The sequence below is a fragment of the Bacteroides sp. MSK.20.82 genome, from assembly GCF_019052485.1.
Classification (GTDB): Bacteria; Bacteroidota; Bacteroidia; order Bacteroidales; family Bacteroidaceae; genus Bacteroides; species Bacteroides thetaiotaomicron.
Map to the genome: position 1 here is coordinate 45,091 of NZ_JAHQUN010000027.1, position 21,903 is coordinate 66,993.

At 42.4% G+C, this 21,903-nt stretch carries 18 protein-coding genes and 4 pseudogenes; 7 read left to right on the top strand and 15 right to left on the bottom strand.

What is annotated here, in order from left to right; genetic code table 11:
- Positions 1 to 137 precede the first annotated feature (137 nt).
- Positions 138 to 1,106 (bottom strand): FecR family protein, encoded by a 969-nt coding sequence (locus KTR07_RS18875; RefSeq protein WP_005681496.1) that lies wholly within the window; start codon positions 1,104 to 1,106, stop codon positions 138 to 140.
- 69 nt (positions 1,107 to 1,175) lie between these two features.
- Positions 1,176 to 1,745: an RNA polymerase sigma-70 factor gene (locus KTR07_RS18880; protein ID WP_005681497.1), complete on the bottom strand. Its 570-nt coding sequence runs from the start codon at positions 1,743 to 1,745 to the stop codon at positions 1,176 to 1,178.
- 1,352 nt (positions 1,746 to 3,097) lie between these two features.
- Between KTR07_RS18880 and KTR07_RS18885 the strand changes: the two are divergent.
- Both KTR07_RS18885 and KTR07_RS28790 read left to right on the top strand, forming a co-directional pair.
- Positions 3,098 to 4,028: pseudogene (locus KTR07_RS18885) on the top strand (amidoligase family protein).
- A gap of 6 nt (positions 4,029 to 4,034) precedes the next feature.
- Positions 4,035 to 4,256, top strand: coding sequence for a hypothetical protein (locus KTR07_RS28790; RefSeq protein ID WP_080714608.1), 222 nt, complete (start codon positions 4,035 to 4,037; stop codon positions 4,254 to 4,256).
- 38 nt (positions 4,257 to 4,294) lie between these two features.
- Here KTR07_RS28790 and KTR07_RS18895 read toward each other — a convergent pair whose 3' ends face one another.
- The gene (locus tag KTR07_RS18895; RefSeq protein ID WP_005681500.1) at positions 4,295 to 4,558 is read right to left on the bottom strand and encodes a hypothetical protein; all 264 of its coding nucleotides are present in this window, start codon (positions 4,556 to 4,558) and stop codon (positions 4,295 to 4,297) included.
- Between the two features lie 179 nt (positions 4,559 to 4,737).
- Here KTR07_RS18895 and KTR07_RS18900 point away from each other — a divergent pair, with 179 nt between their 5' ends.
- From KTR07_RS18900 to KTR07_RS18910, 3 genes are all read left to right on the top strand, one after another.
- Positions 4,738 to 5,148, top strand: a complete 411-nt coding sequence (locus tag KTR07_RS18900; protein ID WP_005681501.1) for a DUF3408 domain-containing protein — start codon at positions 4,738 to 4,740, stop codon at positions 5,146 to 5,148.
- A 268-nt stretch (positions 5,149 to 5,416) separates the two neighbouring features.
- Positions 5,417 to 5,614, top strand: coding sequence for a helix-turn-helix domain-containing protein (locus KTR07_RS18905; protein WP_005681504.1), 198 nt, complete (start codon positions 5,417 to 5,419; stop codon positions 5,612 to 5,614).
- A gap of 15 nt (positions 5,615 to 5,629) precedes the next feature.
- Positions 5,630 to 5,923, top strand: a complete 294-nt coding sequence (locus KTR07_RS18910; protein WP_005681506.1) for a helix-turn-helix domain-containing protein — start codon at positions 5,630 to 5,632, stop codon at positions 5,921 to 5,923.
- A 65-nt stretch (positions 5,924 to 5,988) separates the two neighbouring features.
- Here the strand turns inward: KTR07_RS18910 and KTR07_RS28795 are convergent.
- Positions 5,989 to 6,282, bottom strand: a pseudogene (locus tag KTR07_RS28795) (tyrosine-type recombinase/integrase); the annotation flags it as partial.
- A 570-nt stretch (positions 6,283 to 6,852) separates the two neighbouring features.
- Between KTR07_RS28795 and KTR07_RS28800 the strand changes: the two are divergent.
- A pseudogene (locus tag KTR07_RS28800) lies at positions 6,853 to 7,427 on the top strand (OmpA family protein); the annotation flags it as partial.
- Positions 7,428 to 7,543: 116 nt separating this feature from the next.
- Here KTR07_RS28800 and KTR07_RS18925 read toward each other — a convergent pair.
- The 10 genes from KTR07_RS18925 to KTR07_RS18970 all read right to left on the bottom strand — a co-directional run bounded on the left by KTR07_RS18925 (position 7,544) and on the right by KTR07_RS18970 (position 20,298).
- Positions 7,544 to 7,717, bottom strand: coding sequence for a histone H1 (locus KTR07_RS18925; RefSeq protein ID WP_005680417.1), 174 nt, complete (start codon positions 7,715 to 7,717; stop codon positions 7,544 to 7,546).
- Between the two features lie 603 nt (positions 7,718 to 8,320).
- Complete coding sequence (locus tag KTR07_RS18930; protein ID WP_005680416.1) at positions 8,321 to 10,441, bottom strand: fimbrillin family protein; 2,121 nt, start codon at positions 10,439 to 10,441, stop codon at positions 8,321 to 8,323.
- 51 nt (positions 10,442 to 10,492) lie between these two features.
- Complete coding sequence (gene ccsA / locus KTR07_RS18935) at positions 10,493 to 12,553, bottom strand: cytochrome c biogenesis protein CcsA (protein ID WP_005680415.1); 2,061 nt, start codon at positions 12,551 to 12,553, stop codon at positions 10,493 to 10,495.
- Positions 12,540 to 13,694: a Rid family hydrolase gene (locus KTR07_RS18940; protein ID WP_005680414.1), complete on the bottom strand. Its 1,155-nt coding sequence runs from the start codon at positions 13,692 to 13,694 to the stop codon at positions 12,540 to 12,542. Before KTR07_RS18940 ends, ccsA begins: the two co-directional genes overlap by 14 nt.
- Before the next feature lie 12 nt (positions 13,695 to 13,706).
- Positions 13,707 to 14,441: a hypothetical protein gene (locus KTR07_RS18945; RefSeq protein ID WP_005680413.1), complete on the bottom strand. Its 735-nt coding sequence runs from the start codon at positions 14,439 to 14,441 to the stop codon at positions 13,707 to 13,709.
- Between the two features lie 19 nt (positions 14,442 to 14,460).
- Positions 14,461 to 15,672, bottom strand: a complete 1,212-nt coding sequence (locus KTR07_RS18950; RefSeq protein WP_007748002.1) for an OprO/OprP family phosphate-selective porin — start codon at positions 15,670 to 15,672, stop codon at positions 14,461 to 14,463.
- Between the two features lie 45 nt (positions 15,673 to 15,717).
- On the bottom strand, positions 15,718 to 17,151 hold the full coding sequence (locus tag KTR07_RS18955; protein WP_005680411.1) for a di-heme oxidoredictase family protein: 1,434 nt from the start codon (positions 17,149 to 17,151) through the stop codon (positions 15,718 to 15,720).
- Positions 17,152 to 17,279: 128 nt separating this feature from the next.
- Entirely contained in the window at positions 17,280 to 18,398 is a 1,119-nt protein-coding gene (locus KTR07_RS18960; protein WP_005680409.1) for an imelysin family protein, read from the bottom strand.
- Between the two features lie 40 nt (positions 18,399 to 18,438).
- Positions 18,439 to 19,809: a hypothetical protein gene (locus KTR07_RS18965; protein WP_005680407.1), complete on the bottom strand. Its 1,371-nt coding sequence runs from the start codon at positions 19,807 to 19,809 to the stop codon at positions 18,439 to 18,441.
- Between the two features lie 114 nt (positions 19,810 to 19,923).
- Positions 19,924 to 20,298, bottom strand: a complete 375-nt coding sequence (locus KTR07_RS18970) for a hypothetical protein (protein WP_008765144.1) — start codon at positions 20,296 to 20,298, stop codon at positions 19,924 to 19,926.
- A gap of 99 nt (positions 20,299 to 20,397) precedes the next feature.
- Here KTR07_RS18970 and KTR07_RS18975 point away from each other — a divergent pair, with 99 nt between their 5' ends.
- Positions 20,398 to 20,730, top strand: coding sequence for a TetR/AcrR family transcriptional regulator (locus KTR07_RS18975; protein WP_224200485.1), 333 nt, complete (start codon positions 20,398 to 20,400; stop codon positions 20,728 to 20,730).
- Between the two features lie 837 nt (positions 20,731 to 21,567).
- Here the strand turns inward: KTR07_RS18975 and KTR07_RS28805 are convergent.
- Positions 21,568 to 21,811, bottom strand: a pseudogene (locus KTR07_RS28805) (Abi family protein).
- Positions 21,812 to 21,903: the final 92 nt, after the last annotated feature.

Sequence of the window (21,903 nt, forward strand, 5' to 3'; positions counted from 1 at the left end):
TAGGTTTAACTTGATCTAGAACTATTTTGTCAGTTGGTATAAACTGATGGAAAATGTGGGATGGTGTTGCAGCACTGTCCCCTTTTCTTTTTTAAATGTTTCTTTATTGTTTCATAGGCATTAGAAATATTAAAAAGTTAATTAATGGTTATCGTATTGCTCTCGTTATCTTTAATATAGGTAAATTTATTATTGAGGGCAAGCACACGTATTACATGTTCAATCCCATCATGGGTCCGGAATTTTCCGGTATAGTGCGCATCAAGAATCTGTTGATTGTTAATGACAAAATTCACATCATAATAGAGTTTTAATTTCTCCATTATATCGCGTAGGGAGATATCGTTGAAACAAATAAGCCCTTCTTTCCAACGAAAATAGTCTGTTGTATGTATCTTTTCTTTAGTAAGTTGGTTTTTACTTAGTCTGGCCATGTCACCTGGTTTCAGTTTCATGAGAGATACTTCACTTTTCTTTTGCAGAATTTCTACAGCACCTTCCAATAAGGCTGTTTCCCATATACTATCTTTCTCATAGGCCAGCACATTGAATTCTGTCCCCAGCACCCGGATATTGCATCGGTTAGTTCCAACAATAAAAGGTTGTTTTATATTAGAACTGACTTTAAAATATCCTTCACCATCTAATTCTACATGACGTACCTTTTTAGAAAACCGTCCCGGAAAAGTCAACCGGCTACCGGAATTCAGCCATACATGCGTTCCATCAGCCAGGTATAATTCGGCATGCTGGCCTGCCGGAACAACTACCGTTTGCATATTCTCCTCCTTGTCTTGTAAAACGTGGTGAGTGTAAAAATAAGTGGTTGCCACAGTAAAAACAATGACAGCCGCTATCCGTACAATAACATCGAGAACCCTCCTCAGCGGATCTTTCTTCTCTTGTTGTATATCAACGGGACTTTTAGTCTGCCATAACGTAATGTCATACAATTTACGTTGCCGCTTATATTCTCTAAGATGCTGTTCATCTTCGCGCAGCCACTCCATTATCCTCTGTGACTCTTTTTCAGAGGCATTTCCTGCTATATATTTTTGTAATAGTTCATCCATCTTTTTATCGTTTTCATTTATATAACGATTCATCTTCGGTTTACCCTAAACGAAAAAGAATATTTTTTTCAAAAGATAAAGGAACGTGCGTAGTAATCGGTGTTACATATGGTAAAAAAAGAAATAAAATAAAGGCAGGTAATCTTTTAGCGTTTTTCTAAGAGCCTTAAGTGATTTGGATATATGATATTCCACATCTTTGATTGAAATATTTAATTCGCAGGCAATTTCCCGATTTGTTTTATTTCCAAATCGGCTGAGAGTAAATATACGGGAGGTTTGTTCAGGTAATGATTGCAATGTTCTTTGCACAATATCCATAACTTCTTTCGAGAATATTTCATTTGGATTACAGTCTTCCAGTGAGGAGAGGCGAAGAGCTAACTCTTCATTTTGTTTCTCACTAATCCGTGTGATGACCTGTTGTTTCATGCTTTCATGACGTAAGTAGTCTAAGGCTTTATTTCGCAAAATACTGAGCAACATCGGTTCAATATTTTCCACCGGGTTGTCCTGTATCCATTGCCACAGTTTGATGAGTGATTCAGATGCAATATCCTCGGCTACCATCTCATTGTGTATATACGACTTTACAAATAGAAAAGACTTTTTGTAATATCGCATATAAATATTATTAAAAGAATTCTCTGGACGAGTGAGTTTTGCAGGCATTTTAATTCTTTTTAGTTCATTAAAAATTTTGAGAAACAAAAATATAAAATGATATTTGATTCGCAAATTTTCTTTTTAGCTATTTATCCCAGCCAATAGATGTAGAGTGTTTGGTTTATTTCGTTATCCTCCTTCTCATGAGTGGTTGGAAAACTGTTTCCCATTTGATGTCAATCGTTCTGTTTTGCCAGATGAAAGGTGTAGTTTATTTTCTATTCGAGAGATGGTACAAGCAGTATCGTAATATAGAATTTATTTCCGTTGAGATTATGTATGGAGGAGAATCTGTTCAAAACATTAGCAAGGATGATGTCCAGAGTATTGAAATAGGTATAAAAAATCTTGTTCTTGTCTTCAGCAATGGTCTTACAGTCCATTACTATAATCTATGTTATAATACTTGAATGGACTGATCGAAAAATAGAGGTGATGTGTTAGCATTGAATGATGGTATTAAAGTATGGATTGAGTGTCTGCTGCGATATACTGAACATTGGCCGATTGTATACATCCCATACATTGTAAAAGTCTCTGGATGTCTTTTTTTTCGTGTGGTATGAGAATCTAATAGCGCAATTTGTAGGGATAAATAGTCCAAAGACAGATATCGGTTTTATGATTCTGTGCGACTTAGGAGCATGAACTGAATAATGGTTTGGCAGCGAAATATGCTGTTAAACCATTCGGTTTTCGTTAAACGAAAACACAACTTGCTGTCCCCTAATGGGGACAACGATTTGAATATTACGCTATATCCATATAGTGCTATAAAGCCTTTTGTCAGGGGAAAAACGCATACGGTTTCCGCCGGTTTTTCTGCATTTCCGATCTTCTGAAGGGGAATATTTCCCCACAGAACGTGCGTCTTCCCGCTATACTGCTATAACCATATAGCCATATAAAAAAGAATCGGAAATTGAAATATCATTGATTGACAGCATAATTCATTGATTTTCGAGAATCTCTTCTGTAGTCTTTAGTCCGCTATACCACTATCGGCATAGCTTTAGTTATCTCTATTTCGATGTCACCCCCTATGTGGTTCGCCATATCATGATATATCGCTATCCGGCTAACCCGTTATACCGCTATCAACATATCCCCGTCTATTCCTATTTCGATGTCACATCTTATGCGGTCAGCCATATCATGATATATCGTTATCTGACTATTCCGATATATTGCCGCCTTTTGTCATCCGGGACTTGCAGCGGATAAGATAAGGATCCCCCCAATAAGGACTTTTAGTCTAAAACAAAGTAAGCTAATGCAGTGATAATAAAGTTCTTATGATTATAGTTTCTCCTATAAAAGCATTATCTTAGTAGAGTAAATAAAGAAGCTAACAAGTTATGAACAAGCAAGTTAGAAGCATTTTAGCACAAGAGACAACAAAAACGAGCAAGATCCGGCAACTGTATCTTTTAGGGATTCCCCGTGCGGAAATCGCAAGGATGGTGACCAACGGTAATTACGGTTTTGTCGTGAACGCCCTGCGCCGGATGAATGAACGTGAGGGCGGTCTGAATATCCATCCGGCGACAGCTGCACTGGATTATACTTTCACCCGCAAGTTCGGTATCGAGATCGAGGCTTACAACTGCTCCCGTGAACGGCTCGCACGCGAGCTCAGGGAGGCCGGTATCGAGGTTATGGTGGAAAGTTATAACCATACCACCCGTCCGCATTGGAAACTCGTGACGGACGGCAGTCTGAACGGCAACGACACCTTTGAACTGGTCAGTCCGATCCTGGTCGGTGAAGCCGGGTTACAGGAACTGGAGAAGGGCTGCTGGGTGCTTGACCTGTGTGACGTGAAGGTGAACGGGAGCTGCGGGCTTCATGTACATATCGATGCCGCCGGTTTCAGCATGGAAACCTGGCGTAACCTGTCCCTGAGCTACAAGCACCTGGAACCGGTCATCGACAGGTTCATACCGGCATCCCGCAGGGACAACTACTATTGCCGTGGCCTGGGTCATGTCTCTGACGGGATGATACGTTCCGCCCGGATGGTGGACGAGCTGAAAGGAAGGATCGGTGACCGTTACCATAAGGTGGACCTCGAGGCCTACTCACGGCACAAGACGATCGAGTTCCGCCAGCATTCCGGAACGACCTGCTTCACAAAAATGCGCAACTGGGTACTGTTTCTCCACAAATTAGTTACCTTTGCCACGAGGGGACAGGTGCCTGTGGCCACCGCGCTCCAGAACATCCCCTTCCTCGACAGTGAACAGAAACTATATTATAAATTTAAGGACTAAAAAAATATCGACATGAACAGGCATATATATTTTAGCGGATGGCGGCAGGATTGCCGCCTCCGGCCCTTCCGAGTTTGTACGCATCCTGCGTGAAGGCAGCTGGTTTGACAGCGGATGCACCGACGAGGAGTACATAGTGAATTTCTCCGGACGGTACAGGGAACTGCACGGGGTGACGGTGAGAACCGACACCCCGGAGCAGTTCATGGACGACCTGAAAAAGTACGGTTACATCAGGGGCTGAGAAGCCCGTTCCTTTTATTGTTACGCTCCCTGCCGGTCTCACATGGACCAACAGGGATTTTTCTTTTCATCGCCGTAGTGTTCCCGTCCTGCTGTCTCCTCGTATATCGCTATCTTGCCAACATGAGTTCCCGCTATCTTCATAGCTTGACATATCACTATTCCAATAACATAAGCTGTTACAATATCCGTAGCCTGGTGTACCATTATCCCAAGAATGTAAGCTGTCAATATCTCCATGGCTTGACATGTCACAATCCTAGCAACATCGGGGAGAATCCTGGCCTCCCGCCGGACTGCCATTTGTTATGTCTTTTGCTGGCATTGACTATTCATGTCTATATATGACTATAACTGACAAGGTATCCTTTCCCACGTTTATTCTTTTTTTCTTTGCAGAGTAGGACGATAATCCGCCATCAGGAACATCCGCCTTACAAAACGCCCAATTGTCACATGGAATTAATGTATAAATCATAGTTATGGACAGCATTGAAAGGAAAAAAACAAAACCGTATAATATCAACGAGAAGGAGATACTGGATATAGTTGCCGCTAAAGGCTCATATTTGAGCAGTATTTCCGAGAATCTGGAAGAGGTGCCGCCCCACAAGGAGTCTTCATCCCGGGCGGAAAGTAAAAAGACGATAACGGATGAAGAGGTAAAAAAATACATTGAAGCCCTCCTGAACAATTTTTCATCCAACCGGCGCAAGCCCCTGCATATTGATGCACAGGTGTACGAATGTATCTCAGACATTGTCTGGGCAGTCAGACGTAAGGATTTTACTGTTTCCGGTGTTATAAGCCGCATACTGGTTGAACATATCAAAGAAAACGCCGGCATGATAAAGAAGATCACAGGACGAGATTACAAACTGTTACAGCCGTAATATGACGGGAAGTCCTCCTTAAAACAGCTCTGGAGGGGGAGTCGGAAATCACGACTCCCATCCGGAAGTGCATTTGGAAAGTATTTTGAACTGTATTTCAATAATTTGAGTTTCTAAAAGGAAGCTATTTTAAATAAAAACAAGAAAAATGGAAGTATATTACATTGAAGCCGGAATCTTTGAGGAAATGCTGGCTAGGGCTGATAGCCTGTCCGCACAGGTGGACCGCTTGTATGAAAAAAACAGGGAAAAGAAACCGGGAGAGTGAATGGATAACCAGGATGTCTGCCTGCGCCTTGACATCTCTCCACGTACCCTGCAGACTCTCCGGGATACCGGACGGCTGGCATTCACCCAAATCCAACGGAAAATCTACTACAGGCCGGAGGACGTGGAAAAGCTGATGGTCTATGCCGCCATGAAACGCAAGGAAAAGGCGGTGAGAGAAAAAAGAAAGAATGAATAATTAATTGGATGCAACATGGAAGGAATTATTAGCAAAGAGACGTGCAGTGTCCGCCGATTCTTTGGCCTGCTGGATAACATTCAGACGAAGCTGGAAAGGCTTGCGGAGGATAACCGCCCCCTGTTTAACGGTGAGCGTTTTCTCTCTGACAAGGAATTGTCGGACCTGTTAAAAATCAGCCGCAGATGCCTGCAGGATTATAGGGACCAGGGGCGTATTTCTTATATCCGGCTAGGTGGAAAAATTTTGTATAAGGTATCCGACATTGAGAAACTCCTGGAAGATAATTATCATGAGGCCCTGATATAATCGGACGTTCAATACTCAAGAATGCCGGCCGGAACCATTAAACATCGGTTTCGGCTGGCATTTCATTATTCGGATATTTCCGTTAGGGGGACCGTACTCCCTTTCTGTCTTCTTTTCATCAGCCGGTCCATGTCACCGGATATCTTCTGGTCGGTAACCTATGCATAGACCTGCGTACTGTTGATGTTCGTATGGCCCATCATCTTGGCGATGCTCTCTATCGGGATGCCGGAGGACAGCATCAGGGTTCCAAACGAATGCCGTGCGGTATAGGGCGTGACATCGGAATAAGGATAAACGGGGATATGCTGATAGTGATATAACATGATATGGTGAGCTGCATAGAGGATGACCTCGAAATAGAGATAACTAAAGCTATACTGATAGTGGTATAGCGGACTAAAGACTACAGAAGACATTCCCGTAAATCGGTGAATTATGCTGTCAATCAATGATATTTTAATTTCTGATTCTTTTATATGGCTATATAGTTATAGCAGTATAGTGGGAAGACGCATGTTCTGTGGGGAAACATTTACATTCAAAAAACCGGAAATGCGGAAAAAATGGCAGAAACCGTATGCATTTTTCCCCTGACAAAAGGCTTTATAGCACTATATGGATATAGCGTGATATTCAAAACGTTGTCCCCATTAGGGGACAGCAAGTTGTGTTTTCGTTAAACGAAAACAGGACGGTTTAACGGCGAATATGCCGACAAACCATCCCAGCCTTTGCCTCCGGAGTTGGTATGTTTATAAGTGAAAAGACAACAGTATTAAAACAGAAGCAATTTAGCATATTTAAAAAATCATAATTCATTTCAGCCTTGACATTTTATTTTTAAAGCATAACTTTGTGTTCGGATAAATAAAAATAGCTTCTTATGGTATATTGTAACTTATTGTTTTTGATATTTTTATAAATATAATATAACTAGATGTACATATCCAATAACGCTTACAGCGGTTTGAACTCACTTCGTGGAGGGCTGAAGCATAGCTATTGGAGCGGTTCATCACTTCTTGACACGACAACCTTTCAATCTGAAAGTGGAAAGCCATCATGTAATTATACGATTTCCCGAAATATGCAGTTTGGCTTTCAGGACACCCTTTCTATGGATTCCAATGTTTTTTTCATACGCTGATGGGGAATGTATTGGTACACCTATCTATTTCTTTTTTGCTTCCAATACGGTGTCCTAAAGGATACCTCACAAAGGCTTAATTTTAACGAACTGGCCCGTGTAACGAAAAAATACAGTTTATCCGTGAGAGTAACTGGTGCTGCCGACAGTTCTACTGGTACATCAGGTATCAACGATTCTTTGAATATATCAAGAGCTTGCTTGGTTGCTACAGAACTGGAATGACATGGAATATCGGCCGAACGTATTATCAGAATTAGTTAAGGAGAAATTGCCGACTATACACCTGCGGAATCCAACAGATATACGAAAGTAGAGTTGTTTTTTCAGAAGCGAAATAGAAATTTCACATAATTGATATTTAATTTTATCACAACTAATAAAGCCTCCCCGCTGTGAAACGAAAAGTTTTTTTTCGATATGGTACACGCTATGCCGCCATTTCCATACCGTCGAGACCAGAGTAAAAATTACTTCGAGGCTTCGAGTGACTCTTTTCTGAAACGTTTGAGGAGTTTTTCAAGTTCGAGTGATGCTTTGCGGGCACGGGTTCCGGCAGCTTTGTTTCCTTTTTCTACCTGGAGGCTGGCATCTTTTGAAAATTGATCAAACAATTCACTGATTTGTGCAAATGTTTTTTCCATGGTCATATTTTTAAATGTTATACAATACTTTGCAAATATAGTAAAAAAATCAGGGATCAGATTATATTGTAATATATTCGTTATAGTATGATATCTCCTTTTATCCTCTCCCATATATTTCCCATTCCGAGTATTTCCTGATCGTGTCATTGGCAATTCTCTTCGGAGGGATTTTATCTATAAAGTTAGTGATAAAAAGTGGGAAAACCGCAGTGGATGCAACGAGTGCAGGATAATAATGTGAAATACCGTTATTTGTTGATGTGGGGGGAAGTAGAGGAGAGCCTTTGATATGCTGGAAATCAAATGCAACTAGTAGAGAGATAACGGATTCATCCGGAACCGAACCGATTCTGTGATCGATTCTGAGTACGACAGAAGGAAGTAGAAAGAAACGCTGAAAGCGTGTAAAGCTGCTCAATAAACAGCTCGGGAGCTAAGGAAAGACGCTGATGAGTTCCAAACATAGATGAGAAAAAGCCGAAGCAATGAATCATGTTCTCCGCTTCGGCTAATTTGACTTACCTTTTTTCCCTCTGTGCCGTGTTCTTTCTCGAGCTGCAACTGTGTTAGTAAGCAGCTCCTTGTTTTTATTGCAACCCTTTAGTCTTGGCAAGGACGGAGCGCATACCCGAATCCCCGATCGACCATATATGTTGGCTGTACGTCTACTGAGCTAGTTCTAAGGTAATAATTATTGCCCTTCGCTACCGGATGTGCCGACCAGAAGCAACCCTGTGTCCCGATACTACCTGGCCGCATAGTGGAATAACTACGATACCCTAACGCCGGGAAGAAAATGCTCTGTGTTTTTTCGGAATTTGTATAAAAATACCAACCTTTTTCCGAACTACTCCAGGTACCGTTAACTTGAGTGGAAGATGATACACTTTCTCCTGTTGTGGTAAATCCTGTGAAAGCGTTACTGGCAGGAAGTTTAAAACCAACGGGACACGGATCGTAAATAGTCTTGTTAACAGGATTGTCATTGGCAGAAGTTGTTTTATTATCGGCACTCCACAGGTTGTAATAGGTATAATCTCCATTATATCTATTGTGCATCAGATTAGGATTGAGAATACAGTTCTTGATACAATCATTCCCGGCCGAAAAGGTTCCTTTCATAGGATTTGCTGTAGATGGAATTCCCTCCTTGTCATACCAGATTTTGGTTGTGTTACCCATTCCGTTCGAAGGGTAGAGCGGATCTTTACGTCCCCATTGATAAAAAGGAGCATTACTTCCGGTAGCGATTACGTTCGCCAACTGCTTGATGGTTATTTCCTTACTCTGGTCCCCGGCAATGAATTTTACCTTGCAACTCCGTTCTTCATAGGTGATGGTATTACCGTCGCATTGTCCCAGATTAACGGGCATAAAATTATATTTTACGTTTTGATGATTGGTTATCTCAATCACATTGTTAATGTCTTCGTCTGTAACCCAGACATGCCAGGACCAGAGGATGGCATCACTCACATCCTTGATCGCAATGACGGCATTGCCTTGCCGGATGGAAGAACGGTCCACTTTGAAAGAGATATTGCCGCCATTGGAATCGGCATTGTATTTTATATCCGTAACCAGGTTCATCGCATCCTGCCAGACCAGTTCGGCCTTGGCCGGCGTACATCCATTACCGCTGATGTATGGATCCGTGATCCCGTTCCCGGCATGGTTGATGAAAGGATTCAGGATATTGGTTCCTGTCACCGTGGAGGTATACGCGGAAGCGTTCGTGGCTGAGTTCTTGATCGCATTGCCATATACCAGCGGCAAAGAATAGTAACCGGGAGCGTTGACCACGTAACAGTTGGCAGTGTTCTCAACAGTATTCCCCCCGGTGTTGTTGGAAAGGTTATACGGTGTGGTTTCCGATCCCTTGGCTGTGGCCGCCTTCAAAGCATTCTCATGTAAATCATTTGATATTCCGGTCTGCGCCTCGACCGTCGCATCACAAGGTTGCGCAAATTCACCGCCGGTACCAGATGCCGTGAATGCGGTAAGCCATACCGGCTTGGTGTCTGTCCACGTGGTTCCGTCTTCTGCATATTGTGCGGTCCATTCGGCAGCTTCTTTTTCCCCTTGGGCGTTTTGCCTGTAACTGGTAACACAATATTGCTGTGTACCACCGGTATATGTAAAATCGGCCAGGGCAGTGACATCAAGCGTGTAAGTCCAGTTGAGAGAACTACTGGATATTTTGTAGGTCACAGTCTTGCCCATCGGCCACTCACTTCCTTTTATATCGGCTATTAAAGTGTGGCCTGTATGGGTGTCGTCTGTGAATAAGACTTCTATCTGCGCGCCCTCAGGAAACCGCTGGGGCAGCATCATAAAGGTCTGCGCCTCACTCGTGAGCGCCTCGTCAGCTGTTCCTGTCGTCACTTTATCCAATGCCTGTGAGAAGGAGGCGGGAGTATCCAAACCGCTCCAGGTTTGTGTCCCCATATTGTAAGTTCCTCTGGAATAAACGTTTTTCAAACGGACCTGCTTGACCGTACCTTCCCGCATATCATTCCCGCACACGAATCTGACGGCGGTCAGTGCATGGTTGAAGGTCAGTGCAACAGCCGTGTTACTGTTTCCCCCGAGCTCAGATGACCGGGCTACCAGCAGGTCCTCCTGTTGGCTCACCTCTTCCGGCACGGTCACGCTGATACGGGGGGGAGCCGGCCTGCCCCTACCCGGAAAACACGTACCGGGCGTTCTCTTTGGGTGCATAGGCGAATTCCGCAGGCATTTTTATTATATCATCCGAAAATAGAAAGATAATCAGGCATAGCTATGCATACCGCCCAGCAGATAATTTACTCCGAAGTAAGTCATCAGCACCGTAAGGAAAGCCAACACCATATAAGCATGGAAGAACCGGGGTTGCCGGAAGACGGCAAGCGATGGTCCGTGGAATGCCGCACCATAGATTAAAAAGGAGATCAAAGCCCAGACTTCTTTCGGGTCCCAGGCCCAATAACGCCCCCATGAAACATTTGCCCACACAGCACCAATAAAAATTCCCGCCCCCAGACAAAATACTGCCGGATAGAGCATCAACCGACTGAAAAGCATCAATTGCTCCACACGGACCTTACGCTGTTCCTGAATCTCCGAATCGATTGCCTTTTTTCGCCAACCTCCTATGCAGAATGCCAGTAATCCATTTAGCATCATAAAGGCAAACAATGCATAAGATACCATAATCAGAGAAACATGAATACTTAACCAGGGAGACAGCAACACAGGCATCAGAGGAGTGATCTGAGGATTGTTCTGCCCAAGATAAGCTACCAACAAGGCAAAACCCGAAATGAGCAATCCAAAAGACAACGTAAAAGAGAAGCGACACCGGAATATGCATGCAAGCAGAAGTGTACACAGTGCCATAAATTGCATGGTTTCATATCCATTGCTCAACGGAATACGTCCGCCAACATACCACCGCAAACAGTAGCCAAAGAGTTGAAAAAGGAATGCTGCATAAAGTGCAACTGTAAAAACGCTCCATGCCTTACCTGCCGAACGATGCATGCTGCAATAAAGTAAATAGAAAAATGCCAGCATCCCTACAGTCAGATTGAACATGAACAACAGTTTGCTGAATGGAATACGATTGTACAATATTTCAGCCTGCACTTTTACGTCAGATAGTGGTTTTATACTCCCATCTTCCGGTAAAGGATGGATAAGTGTTCCACTCCGTAGCATCAGTATCAATCCTACCTTTTCGTCCGTTTCCATGATAGCCTTTTCCAACGAAGTCATTTTCATATGTGGCTTTTGTCCACCCTTCCAAAATTCCTGCAATCGATAGTTTTGTCCATCAAACAAATCAGTAAGACGGGCATAAGAAGACGATAACCGGAGTAAATGACGAAGTTCCGCACTCTTTATATAAATCATCGGTTCATTCTGCCAAACCTCCGGACGAAGTAGCCAACCTCCGACAACCTGTTCGGGTGTCATACCACCATAAGAAGGTTTTCCGGTCAGTTTCAATACAAAGTCTCGTGCAAGAGTATTAAAAGGTACTACGCGATCATGATAAATCACTTGTTTGAATGCCAGACTATCCGCCTGCCTGAGTGCAAGTGCCGGAAGGCTTCTGTTTTCTGCTTGCACCACCGTTACCACAGCCATGAGCAACCACACAAACATTCCCCCTTTCCGAAGCAATGGATGCCTGAGTAATCTACGGAATTCTCCACTGCGACCGACAAGCATCCACAACATGGAGATACCCAGCAAAATATATCCTGCATACGTAACCCCTATTCCCCACGGATCATAATTCACTGACAACCAACTCCCCTCCTTATCATCATCAAAAGAAGACTGGTAAAAGCGATACCCCTGACGAGAGAGGATACGATTCATGGAAACTGGTTCCGCATCCCGGATATAGCTGACATAATCTGCCGGAGCCTCCGTCCCCGGATAATACTCCACCCGGAAACTGTCCAGACACAATGTGAATGGTAATTCGATCACCCGCTTACTGTCTTGGTCTATGAAAGTTCCCACCTCAGTGCCTACTGTGAGATGCATATATCCTTTCTTGCTGCATGAAAATGTAATCATGGCTCCCACCAAGATAAAAAGGAAGGAGCCATGCAACAACAATGCCGGGAGATGCCGCCACAACTGCCGCTTAACCAACACGACAACTGCCAATGCAGCAAGTACTCCCCACAAACAACAAAACCAAACTGTATGATAAACATACTTTTCTACAAACTCTGTTCCGCGTACATGCTCCACAAAGGTCACCACAGCAAGTAAAGCCACCAGACAGATATATAAGGAGACGAGACTTTTCTTCAGATTAAAAAGGTGCATATTCCTTATTCTTCAAAGCCTTAACTCCCATACATTCCATTTCGATCAACCATCCGGGACGGCATACAGGCGCATGTACAAATACTTTAGGAGTATCTGGGAAACACTTGTCATACATACTCTTCACAACTGCATAGTCTGCAATGTCACGCAAGTAAACAATCATATGCCCCAAATCATCAAACGTGCACTCCGCCTCTTTCAGCAAGGCTTCTACATTTTCCCACATCCGTTCCGTCTGCCTACGGATGTCGCCGGGGTATACTACTTCCCCTTTATTGTTGATACTTGCCGTACCTGAAATAAACACTTGACGCCGGTCACCGTAATCGACATACGTTCCGCGTTCAAAGCTGACACCATACTCATAAGTAGGATTCAGATGCGTAGGAGCATAAAGGAAGTGTATCTGTTCCGGCTTTAAGCCTGCCACAGCATAGGTATCCATTTGCACCAATACTTTAGGATCAGCATGACGTCCGCCGATACCTGTACTGGCAATATAGTGTGTTTTTTCCGTCAGGTTCTGAGTGACGAAAACCTCATTACGCGCCTTTACCACACCGGCATAATTCACATCCACATTCTGTACGAAGAACCAGGTACGGATACAGTTATCCGCCAATTTACATCCTTGTTCCATAAGTTGCATCGCGTAGTCATTCAGCAACAAACGGGTCTGGTACTCAGAATTTGCGGCACGATTGAAAACACTGCCTCCCCACAGGTGGCGGTACGCATTGTGCTTTACTTCAAACAATCCGTTGTGCAGCACTTGTGTCTGCACATTGGTCTGTAAATAAGCCCACAAAGCTATTTTCGTCCCATCCAAAGGGGGTTGCTCTACCACGGAAAGAGCACAGTCGGAACTTTCGGTAGTGATAGCCAGCAGGAGGTCAGCCTGATTGGCGGTATCACTCAGAAAATAACGTTTAAACACAGCCATGGCACCTTTCAATTCACCTGCAAGCAAATCATTGTAGGCATTGGCTACTGCATTTAATTGTTCTTCATAAGTGTCTTCCGGCCGGGTAGAGTGAATCATTACATGAAACTCTGAAACGCCTTCTTTTACTTCATATTTAAAAATCTCGGTTAATGTATTCTCTGATTGATTGGTTGGTTGTTTTTTGTTGTTCATTTCCAATATCGTTTACTCGTTATTCAAAAAAATACCTTCGTTTATCCAATTATCTATCAGTTTCAATAAGGGTTGCTCATCTTCTGACAGCATATCGGTATGGTTCATACTCGTATCACCAGCCCTGTTCAAGACCAGATGTAGAAAACTCTCTTCTGCACTGCCGGGCTTCACCAATAGTATATCACTATTCTTATGCGCCGGCTGGTTGACCAACGCATGATAGCTCTTACCCTCCGTCAGAAATAAATTACCCGATGCAGAACCGGTCTGCCCATGGCACGCTACACATCTTTTATCGAAAACCTGTGACTGGATGGAACTGAACATACCCACGTCCAGTGTTCCCACATCCATTAATATAGTATCTGTAATAGCTGCGAGTTCTTCATCTTCCATCGTCTTAAATTCGACAATACATTCGCGCAGACGACTGATAACACACAATTTGAGTGATTTCACTTCATCACTGATACCTCCCAGTGTCATAACGATATCTGTTCCGTCGGTTACATTGACTGGCAGTGATTTCGTTATAACAGCGTATTCACTTTTATCATTGAAGCCTGCCACAACGACACTATAATCATCCGTCCAATTGCTGATACCACTGAAACGACCTGTCAACTTTAGGACTCGGCCACCACGCTGCACCTCTATCTCCTTCTCATAGATTCTTCCATCATCACATGAACAGAAGCAGAGTGTCATCCAGATAGCAGCAAAGAATAATATACATTTCTTCATAACTACTCTCTTTGTTTTTTTAGAAAGTATATTGCAGCATTACTGTTGCAGAATGAGTGGCCAGACCTAAATTATCATTATCTCGGTCGAGCTGTGTATCGTGCCCCGTACGGGCAATATACTGGTACATAGCCTGGAGTTTCAGGTTACAACCCTTAAAGAAATAATTCACACCCACAGCCGGCATATTCAGAAATCCGTCATCGCTGGTACCGTTACGGTTAAAGAAGTCATAACGCAAGGCAGCCTGCAAACGGGGAGCTACAAAGTAGCCGCCCTGTACATAACCACCCAGGTAATTGTATGTCTCATTTATTTTCTGACGATCGGTGAAGCCCACATTCATATAGTATGCTTCGGCGCCCAGATACAGTTTATTCTTTAACATGGCAAATTCCACTCCCACACGGGTATCATTGGTACTTTCATTCTCACTTTCCACATTGATTGAAGCCGATACACCGAACATGATCTTATCTTCATTCAAACGGTTAGGATTACCTTGGGTGGACGGCATCACACCTTTAGGCATATAAGTAAAGCGTCCCGCATACAGTAAAGAAGGAATATGCCAATCATCACTCAGAGTTTTTGTAGCTGTATTTACAGAAGAACCGGTACCATTGAATAAACCTACTTCATAGCCAAATTTATCAGCTAACAATCCGTGAATTTCAACACCGAGGTCAAAACCGGTACCGATGTTAGGCGTTACCGCATTCAAGGAATAAGGCAGAATGATGGCGGAAGTCAATGATACTGGCAACTGCGGCAACAATGTTTCGCCCAACGTCGTCAGATAAGCATGTGAGAAAGGTGTTTTGAATTTACCGACACGCACGGCAAACTGTTTTTTAAGTTGCACATCGAACCATGCTTGTTGAAGCAATGCTCCCCCACTGGCAGCCGCATTGATAGAAAGATTAAAGGCTACTTTACCAAAAGCTTTACCAGTGAAGCCCAATACAGCATAGGGAATTGAGAAACCGGAATTAGCTACATTATCCTGATTGTATGCCTTATCCAGGCCTTCATCATCATACCAATTGAAATTTGCACAAGTCTGTACCAACAGATAGGGCTTGAATACAAAGTCTCCCTTCTTGGTTTCTATCGTAAATCCCTCTCTTCCGGCAAGTGACACTACACCGTTTTCTGTATCTTCTTCATGCTGTGCCATAGCAGCCAACGAAAGGGCAGCCATTACAACCATTAAAATTAATTTCTTCATAATTGCTTGTATAATACTTATTGGTTTTATTGTTCGTTATTTGTTTTATAATGATTTCAGAAATGCGACCAAAGCATTACGATCTTCTTTACTCATCTTTTTGAAGAGATTCTTCGATGCTTCACCTTCACCACCGTGCCACATGATAGCCTCAATATAGTTGCGGGCGCGCCCATCATGCAAGAAGTAAGTATGACCATTCACAGTTTCCTGCAATCCGATACCCCAAAGCGGAGTCGTACGCCATTCGTTGCCACGGGCCAAACCGCTTACATAGTTATCATTCAGTCCTACGCCCATAATTTCAGAGCCCATGTCATGAAGCAGGAAGTCCGAATATGGATGAATTGTCTGACTACCCAGCCAAGGAAGGCGGGTTCCGTTCAGCAGTATAGAACCACGTGGTTTTGTGTGCAAGGTGGTTACATGGCAGAGATGGCACTTCGCCTTATAAAAATTCTGCTCACCCTTGATCACTTGTTCATTATTCACATTGCGACGTGCCGGAACACTAAGGCTCTGCATGTAGAGATCTACATTCTCCATTTCTTCCGTAGATACATCCAACTGGGCATAAGAAAGTCCCATCATACTGCCTTGATTTACTTGTGCCTGTCCTTCACAGATTTCTTCGGGATAGCGGCTGTTCGTAACTCCCATATCGCTGGAGAAACCAAGTTCCACTGTCAGGTCGGCATGCTGTGCTTTATTACCGGACAAGCCTAAACTTCTCATTCCTCTCTCGGAGATATAGTTGCAACGGCCACTGATACCATATTCCGGATAATTGCTTTTAGCAGCCAAAGCTTCAATTTCAGTGGGATCGAGCGCCATCATTTGTCCCATACCTACGTGGCGCAGAGGAATACGCACCGTACAGAACAGGTCTTCGGGTTTGATGCTGTCCGCATACCATTCATAAATAGAATAATTGGGTTTGCAAAGTTCATACGTCTCACCATCAGGGAACTGGAAAGTCTCATAGGTATATTCCACTTTCAGTTTTCCCTCGGGCTTCACACCATAAATAGCCTGATCATGAAGCACACGTCCATAATCCTGAAAGAAAGCTCCATTCTTACGACTAATATAAACCAACATAGACGAAAAGCCGGAGCTACCGGAACCACCTTCGCTCCACAAAGTAGGTTGCGTACGTCCGGCATTTCGGTGACAGCTACCACAAGAATAACCGGCATAAACCGGTCCCAGTCCTCCACCTATTCCATTACTACTGGTGCGGATATCATCATACAATTTGTCACCACGGGTGAAACGTTTATCGTATGCCCCTGTTATCCAGTCAGCCGACCTGTCATAAGCATAAGAGGAAGTCAGGAAGTTGGTAGCAGTACCGGCAGAGAGGGCAAAGCCGGCAGGTACTTCTATATTATCCACATCAATTCCATCATCCTCGCAGGCAAACAATGCCAGAAGCGAAAAACAGATTGGAAATGAGTATTTTAATAAGCCATTCATTCGTTATTGAATTATTATTGCAAAATACGTAACTAACATTTATCTTTTTAACGCAGATGTTGCGGAAACAACAGAATATTCATTATCCCACTGTTTCCGCAAAATCTGATTTCTAACAAGTAAAAATCTTACTGAATGGTACGGGCTTCGCCATCTTTGAAGATCAAATATTCCAAAGTGTGGTAACCACGCAAAGCTTGTGCACCGGCAATTTTATCATCTTCTTCATCATAGTCACCATCCCAGTTCAAGTCTGAATAGTTACCGGAAGTCAGGATCTGTACGATACCATCCTGATCGAGTGGCCAGCTATCCATATTGGGGTCAAGACCTTTGTCGGCAACCGGACCAAAAAGGAATGCCTCACTGGTTTCCCACGGTGTACGAGCAGCAAGCCATGCTGTGGCGCAAGCCTTGAAGTTAGCATTGCTGGGAGAAGTACGGAATGTCTCAACAGCATCGAAAAGAGCCTGATTTCCCGCTTTCAAATCAGAGTAAGTAGGTAATACAACTACATCCACATAATTTTTTACGACTTCAGCCAACACTGTTTTATCAATACCTTCGATACAACTCTTCAAACTACCCTTGAGTACTCCCTCTAAAGTGGCACAAGCTTCCATAGCACTTACTGCTTCCGGACTATTGATATTGTTGCGGAAAGGACTCGGGATAGCCCAAATTGCTGCTGCTGCGTCATCAATCGCTTTTTTTACTTCAGTATCAAGATTAGCATTTACCGCGGCTACTGCTTTTGAGAGAGATAACTCGCTAATAGCCCCTGTACGTGTTCCGTAATAAGCATTGCGAATAGAATAGATATTGTTACGATAGTCTTCACGAGAATGCCAGCTATACCATGACTCTACAGCATACAAAGCCTTTTCTTCATTATTATGTATGAAAAGATCGTAAGGGTCACCAATTTTGGCAGTACCTACTTCATTGGCAATGTCTACACAGCCGTCAATCAACTGCTCAACACTCGTCAAAGCATCTTGATTCTTAAAGAAATCTGCATAACTTCCACCTTCGTTGTATTTAACCGCCCAGTCATCATAAAGAGCAGTAGCATCATTCACCAACAATTGTGCAACTACTCGCATGTAATTTCCCCAACTACTTGCATTCTCCGCCGTATAGTCAAGATTTTTAGCGTCTATAGTCGTAGTGTCATCATCACTACAAGCCGTAATGGAACACATCATGCCCAATGAAAGAGCCGACAAATAAAAAAACTTTTTCATATTACTTAAACATTAAATTAATTATAAATACCTATTTGAACTATCTCTTGGTAAACCAACCGACATAAGCTATACCGATAGCAAATTCATTTTCATTGTTATATTTAGTCGATCCAAATACCTTGTTCGTACCAATATGACGGGTAGTATAATCGGCCTTTACAACCAGATTCGGCAATGCAAACCAGTTAACTCCTGCCGTCCATTTGCTTACCTGACAGCGCTTCTCCATTGTAGCAGAACCTTCTGCCTCTTCCTGCGGGTTGTAGTATTCATAACGGGCATAAGGATAAATAACCGGACATTTCTTCTGCGAGAAGAAAGCACTCAGGTTAAGACCAGCCTCCAAGCCATAGCACAGGGCATTCTTAGCTACATTACGCATAGCACCGTGATAATAATTGGAGTTATTGGAAAGAGTAACCTTGCTGATCTTGGAAGAATTCTCTAAATCACCATAAATGATATTACCACGAGCGGTAACATATTTATTTTTATACTGTGCATCGGCAGAGTAAATTTTCACTGATGAGCGGCCTACACTGCTATACTTATAATTCTTATCAGCATTGGCCGTCACGTCATTACAATAGTAAAAAGCAACACCTGCACGCAACCCCGATACCCCTTTATAGTCCAGACGTGCTACATAAGCAGGTGAAGTAAAGTTATCTTGTTCAAAGAGTCCCTGCTTACCACCGGCAACCCAGTTATCGCGACCAAAACCATCAGCATTCAAGCCGGCAACAATCATTGCCTGATAATCAAAACGCGCATATCCTTTACCAAAAGAACCGAAGAATTCCAATCCTGTCTCATGCCAGGTAGAAGGAATAATTGTGGTTTCACCCTCAGGACGAGATGTTCCAAAGAAGTTGATAGGCTCATGGTGTGCATTGGTCAATCCCATAGGTACAATCAAATGACCGGCACGAATATTGAAAGCCGAATGTATCAGACGGGTAATGTGAAACTGCTCAAGAGCGACTTCTCCACCCTTTTCCATTTCTGTCTCATACTCACCGTTTTCTGAATTCTCAAGTTCAGTTTCAAGACCTACACCTCCTGCTTCAAACTCTATCTCAGCACCCAGTATCCACTTGGAATTAAACTTGTAGTCAAAAGCCAACACAAAACGAGGAATCGCAATGGTATTGCGGTGATCACTGTTATCGACCCCACCATAGAAACGATTCGTTCCGTAATTCATAAACTTTGCTACCATCTCTCCGTATCCACCGAAACGGAACTTTTCGTAGTCGTCATCTTTTGTTACCTGTTTTATTCTCTCTTTCTTTGCCGCAGTTTCAGATACCTCTTCTGTTGAGGTTACTTTTTCGGGTTCATTAGCCCGTAAAGTATTGTTAAAAAGCAAGAAACCTAAGGCGAATAAGCAAGTTAATTTTTTCATCTTTTATCTTAAATTTTGTTGGCGCAAAAGTAGAGGGAGTTAAAAAGGCGGGCAATACCCAAATATGAGTATTGTGTTATTAAAAATAATAATAAGTAGGTACTTAAACGAACACTATTTCTTTTTGTTCTTTTTTACAAAGCAGTAATTCACTAAAAAGATAGCCGCAAAGATCACAGCAATCCAGATAAAACTAATAAATATCAAATAGCGGTTATAAATGTACTCTCCCTCTTCAGGAACATGATTAAGCATACATAGCAAACAGTTACACTGAGGATTATCAGCATCATGCGAAAAGTAAGAGTACAGTAAAAAAGATAAGCTACCTGCAAAAATAATAATAATAATAGCTATTATTCCCCATCTCTTACAACCTAAAGGTCTGTCAATTGTCTTTTTATGATTCGTTAGTTTCACCATATAGTAGTTTATAGTTAGATTATACGCGCAAAGTTGCATGCTTTCAGCGACCTTGGCAATACCCAATAATTGTGATTTTTATAAAAATCTAACAAAAAACCATCATTAATGGGTATTTCAGAAAACGCGGATTCTCCCCTACTTTGCAGTCGAGAAATAAAACTTATGCAATACTCTAAAGATGACATACAAAAAGAAATTTTGAAAGCTGCCGAAAAGGTATTCCTCGAAAACGGCTTTCCGAAGGCTTCCATGCGTGAAATTGCGCAAGAAGCACAGGTAGGGTTGAGCAATATCTATAACTACTTCAAAAGTAAGGATGATATTTTCTGTACGGTGGTACGGCCTGTAATCAGTGCATTCGAAAGAATGCTGCACGAACATCACGGTCGTTATGGAGCAGATATCATGGAAATGTATTCCACCGAGAGTCTGTGCAAAAACCTTAGACGCTATATTGAATTATTGGTTCTTCGTATATTTATGGAAAGAAACTAAACAATATATCTATAAACTACATAGTAGGAGGAAACAGAAAATCAAATTCAAATGATAACTCTTGAACAATTGGTTGCTCCAGATTCTTGGGCAAGGATTATCGATTTATTTGTGGATATCTTGCCTATAGATAAACTTGGGGTTAAACATGTCAAACTTCAATCAGAAGGGAGATCACCGTATAATCCTGTAACATTACTAAAATTGTATTTATTATGGTTATAAGCACTCAATAAGGTCATCAAGAAAGTTGGAACACTCCTGTAAAATAAATGAAGAAGAAAAAGAACTTCTTGAATCTAAGATTAAATTGCAGGATTGCGAACAACACCGTTATTGGGAGTGGGAGGATATGCAAGCTGAATTATTTAAGATATAAATGAAGGAATCTAAGACTCCAATAAAGCCAAGAAGCAGGAAGTCTTTTTATAAATGAAATTAAAAATATTGTAATAACTGTGGTGGTTGCAACATCTGTGGTTCAAGGAAGTCTGACTTTAAGTTTCTTGTGCCTTATCCGTATAGAGCAGGAGCAACCATCTTCCAACATCTGTTCTTTTTACAAAAGAAATATAGATGAAAGGTGGATTTTATATTCTCCGCAAAGGCTCATCCTGCCAATCCAGGGGAATGTTCATTGACTTGCTGTCAATATTTCGGATATTAACCCAGTAACTTTTGGAAATGCTGTTTCATATCGTTGTCCAGCGATATAATGTTGATAAACCACTAAATGATGCAGATTTCATAAAATGTCCTGTGTAGTGATATCATATCGTTTATCCAAGGGAATTGCATCCTCCGGACTACCATCGGATTGATGGCGTACTGCTTGTTTTATACCCTTGTATGATGACAGCAGGAATTTCTTATAAGGATTATGACTGTCAGCCACGAAGTGAAAACGGGAACGGATAGATCATAGCACACCGTAATCTTTTTTCAATGGATTGGATTTTATATTTTCATGGATGCTAGTTACGATGCCCATTGACAACATGTCCACAAGCATCCATGCAAGAGGATAAGTATTGCTGTATTTGTTCTTGAAATGCAGAATGAAATCCTCTTCTGGAGTTATTGACCTCCTTCTCTATTAGTTCCATTGTACAACTAAACTTGTTGGGGTTGGAGAATAGGGATCTGTCGGTCATTCAGAAGATATTGCCGGTC

Excerpts from the sequence above, each read along its gene's own strand:
- KTR07_RS18875 (WP_005681496.1), bottom strand. The coding sequence starts at position 1,106 with ATGAATCGTTATATAAATGAAAACGATAAAAAGATGGATGAACTATTA.
- KTR07_RS18880 (WP_005681497.1), bottom strand. The coding sequence starts at position 1,745 with ATGCCTGCAAAACTCACTCGTCCAGAGAATTCTTTTAATAATATTTAT.
- KTR07_RS18895 (WP_005681500.1), bottom strand. The coding sequence starts at position 4,558 with ATGGCAGTCCGGCGGGAGGCCAGGATTCTCCCCGATGTTGCTAGGATT.
- KTR07_RS18900 (WP_005681501.1), top strand. The coding sequence starts at position 4,738 with ATGGACAGCATTGAAAGGAAAAAAACAAAACCGTATAATATCAACGAG.
- KTR07_RS18905 (WP_005681504.1), top strand. The coding sequence starts at position 5,417 with ATGGATAACCAGGATGTCTGCCTGCGCCTTGACATCTCTCCACGTACC.
- KTR07_RS18910 (WP_005681506.1), top strand. The coding sequence starts at position 5,630 with ATGGAAGGAATTATTAGCAAAGAGACGTGCAGTGTCCGCCGATTCTTT.
- KTR07_RS18925 (WP_005680417.1), bottom strand. The coding sequence starts at position 7,717 with ATGGAAAAAACATTTGCACAAATCAGTGAATTGTTTGATCAATTTTCA.
- KTR07_RS18930 (WP_005680416.1), bottom strand. The coding sequence starts at position 10,441 with ATGCACCCAAAGAGAACGCCCGGTACGTGTTTTCCGGGTAGGGGCAGG.
- ccsA (WP_005680415.1), bottom strand. The coding sequence starts at position 12,553 with ATGCACCTTTTTAATCTGAAGAAAAGTCTCGTCTCCTTATATATCTGT.
- KTR07_RS18940 (WP_005680414.1), bottom strand. The coding sequence starts at position 13,694 with ATGAACAACAAAAAACAACCAACCAATCAATCAGAGAATACATTAACC.
- KTR07_RS18945 (WP_005680413.1), bottom strand. The coding sequence starts at position 14,441 with ATGAAGAAATGTATATTATTCTTTGCTGCTATCTGGATGACACTCTGC.
- KTR07_RS18950 (WP_007748002.1), bottom strand. The coding sequence starts at position 15,672 with ATGAAGAAATTAATTTTAATGGTTGTAATGGCTGCCCTTTCGTTGGCT.
- KTR07_RS18955 (WP_005680411.1), bottom strand. The coding sequence starts at position 17,151 with ATGAATGGCTTATTAAAATACTCATTTCCAATCTGTTTTTCGCTTCTG.
- KTR07_RS18960 (WP_005680409.1), bottom strand. The coding sequence starts at position 18,398 with ATGAAAAAGTTTTTTTATTTGTCGGCTCTTTCATTGGGCATGATGTGT.
- KTR07_RS18965 (WP_005680407.1), bottom strand. The coding sequence starts at position 19,809 with ATGAAAAAATTAACTTGCTTATTCGCCTTAGGTTTCTTGCTTTTTAAC.
- KTR07_RS18975 (WP_224200485.1), top strand. The coding sequence starts at position 20,398 with ATGCAATACTCTAAAGATGACATACAAAAAGAAATTTTGAAAGCTGCC.